12 protein-coding genes are annotated in these 11,147 nt (G+C 67.5%); 7 read left to right on the forward strand and 5 right to left on the reverse strand.

Annotation, left to right across the window (positions count from 1 at the left end; translation table 11 throughout):
- Nucleotides 1-20 precede the first annotated feature (20 nt).
- From AQY21_RS14045 to AQY21_RS14060, 4 genes are all read left to right on the forward strand, one after another.
- On the forward strand, nt 21-626 hold the full coding sequence (locus AQY21_RS14045; protein WP_058098255.1) for a hypothetical protein: 606 nt from the start codon (nt 21-23) through the stop codon (nt 624-626).
- A 237-nt stretch (nt 627-863) separates the two neighbouring features.
- Nucleotides 864-3,011: a polyribonucleotide nucleotidyltransferase gene (gene pnp, locus AQY21_RS14050; protein ID WP_058098256.1), complete on the forward strand. Its 2,148-nt coding sequence runs from the start codon at nt 864-866 to the stop codon at nt 3,009-3,011.
- A gap of 69 nt (nt 3,012-3,080) precedes the next feature.
- The gene (locus AQY21_RS14055) at nt 3,081-3,860 is read left to right on the forward strand and encodes a hypothetical protein (RefSeq protein ID WP_152988233.1); all 780 of its coding nucleotides are present in this window, start codon (nt 3,081-3,083) and stop codon (nt 3,858-3,860) included.
- A complete protein-coding gene (locus AQY21_RS14060; RefSeq protein WP_058098258.1) occupies nt 3,857-4,630 on the forward strand; it encodes a glycosyltransferase family 25 protein in 774 nt (257 codons plus the stop codon). The genes AQY21_RS14055 and AQY21_RS14060 overlap by 4 nt, the downstream gene beginning before the upstream one ends.
- 34 nt (nt 4,631-4,664) lie before the next feature.
- On the opposite strand, the gene AQY21_RS14065 is transcribed toward AQY21_RS14060, so the two are convergent.
- Complete coding sequence (locus AQY21_RS14065; protein WP_058098259.1) at nt 4,665-5,321, reverse strand: peroxiredoxin; 657 nt, start codon at nt 5,319-5,321, stop codon at nt 4,665-4,667.
- Nucleotides 5,322-5,482: 161 nt separating this feature from the next.
- On the opposite strand from AQY21_RS14065, the gene AQY21_RS14070 reads away from it, so the two are divergent.
- The 3 genes from AQY21_RS14070 to AQY21_RS14080 all read left to right on the forward strand — a co-directional run bounded on the left by AQY21_RS14070 (nt 5,483) and on the right by AQY21_RS14080 (nt 8,634).
- Nucleotides 5,483-6,934, forward strand: a complete 1,452-nt coding sequence (locus tag AQY21_RS14070; RefSeq protein WP_058098260.1) for an aldehyde dehydrogenase family protein — start codon at nt 5,483-5,485, stop codon at nt 6,932-6,934.
- Nucleotides 6,935-7,021: 87 nt separating this feature from the next.
- The gene (locus AQY21_RS14075; protein ID WP_058098261.1) at nt 7,022-7,759 is read left to right on the forward strand and encodes an SDR family oxidoreductase; all 738 of its coding nucleotides are present in this window, start codon (nt 7,022-7,024) and stop codon (nt 7,757-7,759) included.
- 29 nt (nt 7,760-7,788) lie between these two features.
- Entirely contained in the window at nt 7,789-8,634 is an 846-nt protein-coding gene (locus AQY21_RS14080) for an ureidoglycolate lyase (RefSeq protein ID WP_058098262.1), read from the forward strand.
- Between the two features lie 87 nt (nt 8,635-8,721).
- On the opposite strand, the gene AQY21_RS14085 is transcribed toward AQY21_RS14080, so the two are convergent.
- From AQY21_RS14085 to AQY21_RS14100, 4 genes are all read right to left on the reverse strand, one after another.
- Nucleotides 8,722-9,444: a GntR family transcriptional regulator gene (locus AQY21_RS14085; RefSeq protein ID WP_058098263.1), complete on the reverse strand. Its 723-nt coding sequence runs from the start codon at nt 9,442-9,444 to the stop codon at nt 8,722-8,724.
- Nucleotides 9,445-9,486: 42 nt separating this feature from the next.
- Nucleotides 9,487-10,497: an aldose epimerase family protein gene (locus AQY21_RS14090; RefSeq protein ID WP_238986784.1), complete on the reverse strand. Its 1,011-nt coding sequence runs from the start codon at nt 10,495-10,497 to the stop codon at nt 9,487-9,489.
- Nucleotides 10,494-10,976 (reverse strand): SMP-30/gluconolactonase/LRE family protein, encoded by a 483-nt coding sequence (locus tag AQY21_RS27900; RefSeq protein ID WP_082658115.1) that lies wholly within the window; start codon nt 10,974-10,976, stop codon nt 10,494-10,496. The genes AQY21_RS14090 and AQY21_RS27900 overlap by 4 nt, the downstream gene beginning before the upstream one ends.
- Nucleotides 10,876-11,147, reverse strand: a 272-nt coding sequence (locus tag AQY21_RS14100) for a GNAT family N-acetyltransferase (protein ID WP_058098265.1), incomplete at its 5' end; no start/stop codon positions are given. The genes AQY21_RS27900 and AQY21_RS14100, both read right to left, overlap by 101 nt.

Consider the following 11,147-nt stretch of genomic DNA (forward strand, 5'->3'; position numbering starts at 1 on the left):
AGTCAGACGGAGATCGCGACATGGTAATCAGTTCCCTTTTCAAGTCGGCCCTGCCATCGCCACCCGCCGCCTCGTCGAGGGCGGGTCCGGCGCCGCTGTCGGCTGTCGTGCACGATGTTGGCGCGCTGGCCGGATCGCTGCTGGGCCCGAAGCCAGCTGCCGACGATGGCGTCCGGTTCGATTTCTCCGAAGCGGCGGTGCAGGCCTCCGCTGTTGCCGCCGATCCTGCGCCATCCGCGGGCAACCCGGCGGCCGCCGCAACCCCGGGCGGCGCGGGCGAGCCGGCACCCGGGACGATGACGCCTGTCGCGCAGCCCGTGAGCGCCCAGACCCTGACCGCCCAGACCCCGGCCAAGGCCGCGGCTCTGCCTGCCGGCGGGTCCGGCATGGCGACGGCCGAGGCGCGGCCGGGCGGCAGCCCGGCGGCAAGGGCTGCGGCCGAGGTGCCCGATCCCGATGCCGAGGCGCTGGCCCGGGCCTGGGCGGTCAAGGCCCAGCTCCGCGAAGGCGCGCAGAGCGTGGTCGAGCGTATCGCCGCGCTCGATAGCCGGCCCCGGCCATCCGATATGCCCGCTGACAAGGCCGAGCAGCGCAGCAGCGCGGCAAGGACGCTGGCCGGGGTCTGAGCCTTTGGGAGCGGGCGGTTGCCGGTCGATGGCGCCGCCCGTTTCGATTCGTCCCGGCACGGGGCGGACGGCCCCAAACCACTTTCCATATCCCTTGTTTTCCTGTATGGGGCGTCTCCATCTGTGACGTGACGCCAGGCCCCGGGGCACATGCGAAGGATAGGGGCGGCGGCAATGGGGCCGCCATTTGACACGGGACGCGACCGGAAGGGCCGGCGCGTCGCCAGAGGAAACCAGATGTTTGATGAAGTGAAGAAATCCATCCAGTGGGGCCAGGAAACGCTCACGCTGGAAACGGGCAAGGTTGCCCGTCAGGCCGACGGCTCGGTCATCGCCACCCTGGGCGAGACCAGCGTGATGGCCAACGTCACCTTCGCCAAGGAACCCAAGCCCGGCCAGGACTTCTTTCCCCTGACGGTGCATTACCAGGAAAAATACTACGCTGCCGGCAAGATCCCCGGCGGCTTCTTCAAGCGTGAGGCCCGTCCCTCGGAAAAGGAGACGCTGACCGCGCGCCTGATCGACCGTCCGATCCGCCCGCTTTTCGCCCCCGGCTTCAAGCATGAAGTGCTGGTGATGTGCACGGTGCTGAGCCACGACCTGGTCAACGATCCCGATATCGTCGCCATGATCGCCGCCTCGGCCGCGCTGACCATCTCGGGCGTGCCCTTCATGGGCCCGATCGCCGCCGCCCGCGTCGGCTTCGCCAATGGCGAATACGTGCTGAACCCCGAGGTCCAGGACATGGACCACCTGCGCTCGAACCCCGAGCAGCGGCTGGACCTGGTGGTCGCCGGCACCCGCGATGCGGTGATGATGGTCGAATCGGAAGCCTATGAGCTGACCGAGGCCGAGATGCTGGGCGCAGTGAGGTTCGGCCACGAGGCGATGCAGCCGGTGATCGACCTGATCATCGACCTGGCCGAGGCCGCTGCGAAGGAGCCCTTCGAATTCGCCTCGCCGGATTACAGCGCGCTTTATGACCGGGTGAAATCGCTGGGCGAGGCCGATATGCGCGCCGCCTATGCCATCCGCGACAAGGGCGAGCGCCGTGACGCCATCGAGGTCGCCAAGGCGAAGATCCTCGGGGGCCTGTCCGAGGAAGAGCTGCTGGACCCGAACCTGGGCTCGGCGCTGAAGAAGCTGGAATCGGGCATCCTGCGCGGCGGCATCATCGACGGCCGCCCGCGCATCGACGGCCGCGACAACAAGACCGTGCGCGCGATCGACTGCGAAGTGGGCTTCCTGCCCCGGACCCATGGCTCGGCCCTGTTCACCCGCGGCGAGACCCAGGCGCTGGTGGTGACCACGCTGGGCACCGGCGACGATGAGCAGATCATCGACGCGCTGCATGGCAATTCCCGCAGCAACTTCCTGCTGCATTACAACTTCCCGCCCTATTCGGTGGGCGAGGTGGGCCGCGTCGGCAGCCCCGGCCGTCGCGAGATCGGCCATGGCAAGCTGGCCTGGCGGGCGCTGCAAGCCGTGCTGCCGGCGCCGACCGACTTCCCCTATACCATCCGCGTGGTCAGCGAGATCACCGAGTCGAACGGCTCGTCCTCGATGGCTTCGGTCTGCGGCGGTTCGCTGTCGATGATGGATGCGGGCGTGCCGCTGAAGGCGCCGGTCGCCGGCGTGGCCATGGGCCTGATCCTGGAAGACGACGGCCGCTGGGCGGTGCTGACCGACATCCTGGGCGACGAGGACCACCTGGGCGACATGGACTTCAAGGTCGCCGGGACGGAAAACGGCATCACCAGCCTGCAAATGGACATCAAGGTCGCGGGCATCACGCCCGAGATCATGGAACAGGCGCTGGCCCAGGCCAAGGACGGCCGGATGCATATCCTGGGCGAGATGTCCAAGGCGCTGTCCGAAGGCCGGCGTGAGTTCAGCGCCCATGCCCCGCGCATCGAGACCATGACCATCCCCACCGACAAGATCCGCGAAGTGATCGGCTCGGGCGGCAAGGTGATCCGCGAGATCGTCGAGACCTCGGGTGCGAAAGTCGATATCAGCGACGACGGCACCATCAAGATCGCCTCGGCCAATGCCGATTCGATCAAGAAGGCCTATGACATGATCTATTCGATCGTGGCCGAGCCCGAGGAAGGCAAGATCTATGTCGGCAAGGTGGTGAAGCTGGTCGATTTCGGCGCTTTCGTGAACTTCTTCGGCAAGCGTGATGGCCTGGTGCATGTCAGCCAGATCGCCAACAAGCGCCTGAACCACCCCAACGAGGTGCTGAAGGAGGGCCAGGAGGTCAAGGTCAAGCTGCTGGGCTTCGACGACCGCGGCAAGGTGCGCCTTGGCATGAAGATGGTCGATCAGGAGACCGGCGAGGAAATCGCCCCCGAGAAGAAGGAAGAGGCCGCCGAGGGCTGATCCCGGCTTGCCATTTGCAAACGGAATGCCCCCAATTGCCGGGGGCATTTTTCATGACTGGAGGTGTTCTTGGTGGATCTGGCGTCGTTCTGGGTTGGGGACCGGTTGGGACCTATAGAGATTGCAAGCCTGCAATCGTTCCTGCGTCACGGGGATAGGATCACCTTGTTTTCGCCGACTCCACTGGCCGACCTGCCGCCGGGCGTCATCTGGCGCGATGCGAACGGGATTTTTCCGTCACGGCGCATCCTGCGATACCGTGCCAATGGCAGCCCGGCGCTGCATGCGGATCTGTTTCGCTACGCCTTGCTTGCGCAGACGGATATGATCTGGGTCGATCTGGATATCATCGCGTTGCGCCCGTTCGCTTATGCCAGCCCCTGGATCTTTGGCTATGAGGGCAGTTCGACCGTGAACAATGCCGTCCTGCGCCTCCCTGAAAGCAGCGACACCCTGCGGCTTCTGCAACAGTTTCAGCCCGACACCGTTGGTCTGCCGCCCTTCATGTCGGGTTTTCGCCGGTTCAAATACCAGCTGCGGACCTTCGGGCGGGGGATGTCGATAGAGCGCTGGCCCTGGGGGGCGACGGGCCCCCGCGGGCTGACGCATTTCCTGCGCCTGACCGGGGAAATCAGCCACGCCTTGCCGGTTTCGGCCTTCTACGCGATTAGCAAGGACGATGCCGGACGTTTTCTGGTTCCGGGCGCGCTGAGGGCGTCGGATCTGCCCTCGGATGCCTGGTGCGTGCATCTGTGGGCAAAGGAATTACGGCAGGAATTGCGGCGGCACCACCACGGTCAAGTGCCGGCCGGCAGTTTCTTGGATCTGGCGATCAGGGGAGAACTATGAGCGATCTGCCCGTCTATCTGATCAATCTCGACGGCTCGGACGAGCGGCTTCGTTCCGCGTCCGGGCAATTGAACCATGCGGGACAGGTTTTCCAGCGCGTTCCGGCCTTCGACGGGCGCAAGCTGCGGGTCGACCAGTTTCTCGACTACGATGCCGGGGCCGCGCTGCGCTATCTGGGCCGGCCGATGCGGGGCGGTGAGATCGGCTGCTATCTGAGCCATCTGGATTGCGCGCGCCGCTTTCTGGCCAGCGGAGCCGAACATTGCATCGTGCTGGAAGACGACATGCAGTTGCAGCCCGGCTATGCCGAGGGCGTGCGGAAGGTGCTGGCGTGGCTTGGCCGGCAGGATCTGGACTGGGATCTGATCAATATCGGGGCGAACCGGCACAAGATCTATACCGCCATCCATGAATTCGATGCGGGCGGGCAACAGCATGCGCTGACCCGTGCGCATTACTTTCCGATGACCACGACCGCGCTGATCTGGTCGAGGCAGGGGGCAAGGGCCTTTGTCGCGGAACATGGAGCGATCTTCGCCGCCGTGGACAATTACTTCCGGCACTGGCTGACCCGCACCGACCGGGGGCTGGCCGTCTGGCCGCCGCTGGTGACGACGACGGGCGCGGAAAGCGAGATCGCCGGAGCCGGGCGCAACCGCCGTTCAGCCGAAGGGCGTCATCCCCTTTACGGGCTGCTGAAGCAACGGCGCCTGCTGACCGACAAGTTCATCGCATGGCGTCACAAGCGCCGCGCTGCCCGAACCTCTTGAAGCGGCCCGGGCGGCGCGGCGCCCTGTGCAGTCCTTACGCCGGATCTTTGGCAAAGCGCAGATAGGGCAGTTTCTTGTCGAGCTGGCCGTATTTCGCCTCGGCCGCCGCATCGTCCAGCGCCAGCGCCACGATCACGTCCTGGCCCGGCACCCAGTTCGCGGGTGTGGCCAGCGGCACGCCGTCGGTCTTTTGCACCGCGTCCAGCGCCCGCAGGATCTCGGCGAAGTTGCGGCCCACCGACATCGGATAGGTCATGGTCAGCCGCACCTTCTTGTCCGGCCCGATGATGAAGACCGTGCGCACCGTGGCGGAATGCTGCGGCGTGCGGCCCTCGGTCGGCAGGTAGTAGTCGGCCGGCAGCATGTCATAGGCCTTGGCGACCGCCAGCCCGGTATCGTCGATGATGGCGAAATTCGCCGGAACGCCGGCGACCTTTTCGATATCGGCCTTCCATTTGCCGTGATCCTCGGCCGAATCGACCGAGACGCCCAGGACCTTGGTGTTGCGCTTCTCGAATTCGGGGATCAGCTGGGCCATGGTGCCGAATTCGGTGGTGCAGACCGGCGTGAAGTCGCGCGGATGCGAGAACAGGATCGCATAGCTGTCGCCGATCCAGTCGTGGAAGCTGATCGGGCCCTCGGTCGAATTGGCGGTGAAATCCGGGGCGGTATCGTTGATGCGCAGGGACATTGCAGATCCTTTCCATTGGCTCTTTGGCGTCAAGATAGTCATGTGCGGCGGATTGTCCAACACGATCTTTTCAGTCGTGTTAAAATCGCCCTCGGCTGCGGGTTGCGGCCCGGCCGTCCGGGTGCCAGTCTGCCGGCAATCGCAGATCAGAGGAGGCTGTCATGAGCGGACTTGCCGACAAGCGGAAATTCTACATCGACGGGCAATGGGTCGCGCCTAAGGCGCCGCGCGACCTCGAGGTGATCGACCCCTCGACCGAGGAGCCGGTGGCGGTCATCAGCCTGGGCGATCAGGCCGATACCGATGCGGCGGTGGCCGCGGCCAAGGCGGCCTTCCCGGCCTGGTCCGAGACCCCGCCGGCCGCGCGGCTGGCTTATGTCGAGAAGATCCTGGAGATCTACAAGCGCCGCGCGCCCGACATGGCCGCGGCGATCAGCGCCGAGATGGGCGCGCCGCAGGACATGGCGCTGGCCGACCAGACCGCGGCGGGCAGCTATCACATCGAGAATTTCATCGAGGCGTTCAAGGGCTTCGAATTCATCCGCCCGCTGCGCCCGGACACCCCGACCAGCATGGTCGCATGGGAGCCGGTCGGCGTGGTCGGGCTGATCACGCCCTGGAACTGGCCGATGAACCAGGTGACGCTGAAGGTGATCCCGGCGCTTCTGGCCGGCAACACGGTGGTGCTGAAGCCCAGCGAGATCGCGCCGCTGTCCTCGATCGTGTTCACCGAGATCGTGGAGGAGGCCGGGCTGCCGCCGGGCGTCTACAACATGGTGAACGGCGACGGCGCGGGCGTGGGCTCGCAGCTTTCGGTGCATCCCGACGTGGACATGATCAGCTTTACCGGCTCGACCCGCGCCGGCATCGCCATCACCAAGGCCGCCGCCGACACGGTGAAGAAGGTGGTGCTGGAGCTGGGCGGCAAGGGTGCGAACCTGGTCTTTGCCGATGCCGACGAGAAGGCGGTGGTGCGCGGGACGCGGCATGTCTTCTACAACAGCGGCCAGTCCTGCAACGCGCCGACCCGGATGCTGGTCGAGCGATCCTTCTACGAGACCGCGGTCGAGCAGGCGAAGAAGGTGGCCGAGGAGACCGCGGTGGCCAGCGCGCACCAGCCGGGGCGGCATATCGGCCCGGTGGTCAGCAAGCAGCAATGGGACAAGATCCAGGATCTGATCCAGAAGGGCATCGACGAGGGCGCCCGGCTGGTCGCCGGCGGGCCGGGTCTGCCCGAGGGCGTCAATCGCGGCTATTTCGTGCGTCCGACGGTCTTTGCCGATGTCAGCAACGACATGACCATCGCCCGGCAGGAGATCTTCGGCCCGGTGCTGTCGATCATCCCCTTCGACAGCGAGGAGGAGGCGGTCGGGATCGCCAACGACACGATCTATGGCCTGACCAATTATGTCCAGACCCAGGACGGCGCGCGGCGCAACCGGCTGGCGCGCAAGCTGCGCGCGGGCATGGTCGAGATGAACGGCCAAAGCCGGGGCAGGGGCTCGGCCTTCGGCGGCGTCAAGGCGTCCGGCCGGGCGCGCGAGGGCGGCGTCTGGGGGCTGGAGGAGTTCATGGACAGCAAGCAGATCAGCGGCTGGGACCCGCAGGCCTGATCCGCGGGGCCGCCTTTCGGGCGGCCCTTTTCCTTGCGGGGTCATGCCGCTAGCATCCGCGCCATGAAAGGCGAGGGGGTGCGAAAGATGAAAACCATCCTGATCACCGGCGGCGGCAGCGGCATCGGCCGGCTGACCGCCCGGCGGTTCCTGGAGGCCGGCTGGCGCGTCGGGCTGATCGGCCGGCGCGAGGTGGCCCTGGCCGAGACGGCGGCGGGGCATCCGGACGCGCTGGTGCTGCCCTGCGATGTGACGGTGCCCGAGGCGGTCGATGCTGCCTTTGCCCGCGCGGTGGCGGAATGGGGGCGGCTGGACGTGCTGTTCAACAATGCCGGCGCGATCCTGATCTCGCGCCTGATCGACGAGATCTCCTGGGAGGATTGGCAGGGCGTGGCGCGGGTGAACATCGACGGCATGTTCCTTTGCGCGCGCGCGGCCTTTGGGCAGATGCGGCGGCAGGAGCCGATGGGCGGGCGGATCATCAACAACGGCTCGATCGCGGCCGAGGCGCCGCGTCCCGGCTCGGTACCCTATACGGTCTCGAAGCACGCGGTGACCGGGCTGACGCGCACGCTGGCTCTGGACGGGCGGCCCTATAACATCGCCTGCGGCCAGATCGACGCCGGCAATGCCGCGACCGAGATGATCGCCGCCGTGGCGACGCAGGGCGCGCCGCAGGCCGACGGCTCGATCCGGCCCGAACCGGTGATGGATGCCGCGCACGTGGCCGAAGCGGTGCTGCACATGGCCAGCCTGCCCGAGGGCGCCAATGTGCTGCACATGACGGTGATGGCGACGAACATGCCCTTTGTCGGCCGCGGCTGAGCGGGCCTGGACATGCGAAAGGATGAGGGATGAAACTGCTGCGCTATGGCCCGCCGGGCCGGGAAAAGCCGGGGCTGCTGGATGCGGAGGGTCGCATCCGCGACCTTTCGGCTCATGTCGCCGACATCGCCGGCGCGGTGCTGGGGCCTGAGGGACTGGCCGGGATCTCGGCGCTGGACATGGACGGGCTGCCCATCGTCTCGGGCCAGCCGCGGCTGGGGCCCTGCGTCGGCCATGTGCCGAAATTCGTCGCCATCGGGTTGAACTATGCCGACCATGCCGCCGAGGCCGGGCTGCTGGTGCCGGCCGAGCCGGTGGTGTTCAACAAATGGACCAGCTGCATCGCCGGCCCGGACGATGACGTGGTGATCCCGCCGGGCGCGCAGAAGACCGATTGGGAGGTCGAACTGGGCGTGGTCATCGGCTCGCGCGCCAGCCATGTGTCCGAGGCGGCGGCGCTGGAGCATGTCGCGGGCTATTGCGTGGTCAATGACGTGAGCGAGCGCGAATGGCAGGCCGAGCGCGGCGGCACCTGGGACAAGGGCAAGGGTTTCGACACCTTCGGCCCGATCGGCCCCTGGCTGGTCACGCGCGACGAGATTCCCGACCCGCAGGCGCTGGATCTGTGGCTGGAGGTGGACGGTGTGCGCCGCCAGCAGGGCTCGACCGCGACGATGATCTTCGGCGTGGCCGAGATCGTCGCCTATTGCTCGCGGCTGATGACGCTGATGCCGGGGGACGTGATCACGACGGGCACGCCGCCGGGCGTCGGCATGGGTGCGACGCCGCCGGTGTTCCTGAAGGGTGGCGAGGTCATGCGGCTGGGCATCGCGGGGCTGGGCGAGCAGCGCCAGAGGGTGCGGCGCAGTGACTGACGGCGCGGGTGCCGGAGTATTTGGAAAACGGTGAAGCGGGCAGGCCGTGGCGCGGTCGGATGGGTATTGGGGGAACGCAGAAGGCCGTCAGGTCTCGGCGGCCAGGGTTTCCGCCAGCGTGTCGGTCCGGGTGAAATAATCCGGCGACAGCCGCAGCACCCCGGGCAGGTCCAGCAGCACGCGGCGCAGGTGCTGGCGGATGGCGGCCTCGGCGCGGTCGGGGTCGCCCGCGGCGATGGCCTCGGCCACGGCGCGGTGCTGGGCCAGCATGGTGTCCTTGGGCGTCATCGCGGTCAGCAGGTGGCGGGCACGGTCGAGATGCATCTTCACCTGTTGCAGGTGGTTCCAGACCATGGCTTTGCCGGCGATCCCGGCCAGGGCGGCGTGGAACTCCTCGTCCAGCTGGGCCAGCGCGGTGGGGTCGGCCTCGGCCTCCTGCCGGGCGATCTGGCGGAACAGCACCTCGCGGTCCTGCGGCTGTGCCCGGGCGGCGGCCAGGCGCACGATGTCGGATTCGACCGATTCGCGGATGAAGCGCGTGCAGAGCACCCATTCCATGTCGATGCGGGTGACGAAGGTGCCGCGCTGCGGCCGGACCTCCAGCAGCCCCTCGCCGGCGAGGCGGATGAAGGCCTCGCGCACCGGCTGACGCGACAGGGCGCATTGATCGGCGATCTCCTGTTCGGAGAGCCGCGTGCCGGGCGGCAGCTCGCCGCGGATGATGCGCTGGCGCAAGCGGGCGTGCAATTGCGCGGCAAAGGGCGCCGGCGCCGCCGCGGCGGAAAGGGGTTCGGTCGATGCGGGGTCCATGAATCCTCCCTGACCCGCATTAGTTCCATCCTTGACCTTGCGTCAACCTTTCGGACCGCGGTGAAAGCTCATCACCGTGCTCTGGCGATAGAGCTGGCCCGGCTCCAGCCGCGCCGAAGGATAGTCGGCATGGTGGGGCGCATCCGGCCAGAGCTGCGATTCCAGCGCGATGCCGGCATGGCGGCCATAGGGCCGGCCGCCGAGGCCCGCCGCGCCGGGCGCCAGGTGTTCGCCGGCATAGACCTGGAGCCCCGGCTCGGTCGAGCGCAGGCTCATCATCAGCCCGCCCGCCTGGAGCACCGCGACCTTGCGCGGCGTAATCCGGCGCTGCGAGGAGACGCAGAGATTATGGTCGATGCGTGGTCCGCCCAGCCGCTCGCCCAGGGTGACCGGGTTGCGGAAATCCAGATGCGTGCCCTGAACCGGTGCGGGGGCGCCCAGCGGGATCATGTCCTCGTCCACCGGCAGGTAGGTTCCGGCCGGGACGGTCAGCCGGTGATCGGCCACGGTCTCCGCGCCGTCCAGGTTGAAATAGCTGTGCTGGGCGAAATTGCAGTAGGTCGTGTCGTCCGAGGTGGCCAGGATGGTCAGCATCAGGATCGGGCCGGGCAGGATGGAATAGGTGGCCCGGATCAGCATGGCGCCGGGAAAGCCCATATGGCCCGAGGGCAGGTAATCGGCCAGCGCCACCGAGCTTTCGTCCCAATCGGCCAGCATCCAGTTGCGGGTGCCGCAGCCGTCATGGCCGCCATGCAGCATGTGGCGCCCGTCCTGGTTGCGGTCCAGGCGCAATTCCTGCCCGTCGATCACGGCGCGGCCTCTGGCGATGCGGTTGGCGTAGCGTCCGATCACAGCGCCGAAATAGCGGCCCTCCTCCAGATAGGGCCCGAGCAGGGGAAAGCCCAGCACCAGCGAATGTCCGATCCCGGTCAGCCGCAGATCCTGGAGCGAGGCGCCCAGGGTGATGACCGAGGCCGTCAGCCCATGGCCCGAAATCGTCGCCTGCATCACCGCTCGGCCATCCGGAAGCGTGCCGAAAGTGCGGGGCATCATGCCCCGACCTGCGGTTCGTGCCGGTCCCCGCCCGGGGTCCAGAACCGGCTCCGCTCGTCGGTGACGATGCGGGCCTCGGCGTAGGGCCGGCGGTGTGCGCCCGGGTCCTGGCGCTGCGGCCAGGCGGTCCGGGTGCCGGTGTCGGCGCAAGAGGCCAGGCGCCCGTCGGGGGGGAAACAGATCGCGTTCGGGATGGACATGTTCCCCCGCATCATGCGCAATTCTCCTTCAAGATACCGATAAATCGTGCTCTTACCAGCCCCCGCAGCCTGTGCCAGGGTGCCGATCCAGAGACCGCCGAAAAGGTTGGCCTGCCCGTCCTCCGCGCCCTGGCGGATGCCGGCGTCAGGCCGCGCGGGCTGGCGATGGTGGGCTGGCTCATGCATCGGCGCAGAGATCGGCCCAATCGGGATGGCGTTCGAACTGGGCGCGCACATAGCTACAGGCCGGCACCACCAGCACGCCCCGCGCCCGCGCATCCGCGACCAGCCGCTGCACCAGGGCGGCGGCGGCGCCCGAGCCGCGCATCGCGTTGGGCGCATAGGTGTGGTCGGCGACGATGATGCCAGGGCCGCCAGCATGCCAGGTCAGCTCGGCCTCGCCCTCGATTCCGGGCAGGGTGACCACATAGCGGCCGGAACTGCCGTAAT

It is taken from the genome of Paracoccus sp. MKU1 (genome assembly GCF_001447385.1).
GTDB lineage: Bacteria > Pseudomonadota > Alphaproteobacteria > Rhodobacterales > Rhodobacteraceae > Paracoccus.

Excerpts from the sequence above, each read along its gene's own strand:
- AQY21_RS14045 (WP_058098255.1), top strand. The coding sequence starts at position 21 with ATGGTAATCAGTTCCCTTTTCAAGTCGGCCCTGCCATCGCCACCCGCC.
- pnp (WP_058098256.1), top strand. The coding sequence starts at position 864 with ATGTTTGATGAAGTGAAGAAATCCATCCAGTGGGGCCAGGAAACGCTC.
- AQY21_RS14060 (WP_058098258.1), top strand. The coding sequence starts at position 3,857 with ATGAGCGATCTGCCCGTCTATCTGATCAATCTCGACGGCTCGGACGAG.
- AQY21_RS14065 (WP_058098259.1), bottom strand. The coding sequence starts at position 5,321 with ATGTCCCTGCGCATCAACGATACCGCCCCGGATTTCACCGCCAATTCG.
- AQY21_RS14070 (WP_058098260.1), top strand. The coding sequence starts at position 5,483 with ATGAGCGGACTTGCCGACAAGCGGAAATTCTACATCGACGGGCAATGG.
- AQY21_RS14075 (WP_058098261.1), top strand. The coding sequence starts at position 7,022 with ATGAAAACCATCCTGATCACCGGCGGCGGCAGCGGCATCGGCCGGCTG.
- AQY21_RS14080 (WP_058098262.1), top strand. The coding sequence starts at position 7,789 with ATGAAACTGCTGCGCTATGGCCCGCCGGGCCGGGAAAAGCCGGGGCTG.
- AQY21_RS14085 (WP_058098263.1), bottom strand. The coding sequence starts at position 9,444 with ATGGACCCCGCATCGACCGAACCCCTTTCCGCCGCGGCGGCGCCGGCG.
- AQY21_RS14090 (WP_238986784.1), bottom strand. The coding sequence starts at position 10,497 with ATGATGCCCCGCACTTTCGGCACGCTTCCGGATGGCCGAGCGGTGATG.
- AQY21_RS27900 (WP_082658115.1), bottom strand. The coding sequence starts at position 10,976 with ATGCGCGGGCGCGGGGCGTGCTGGTGGTGCCGGCCTGTAGCTATGTGC.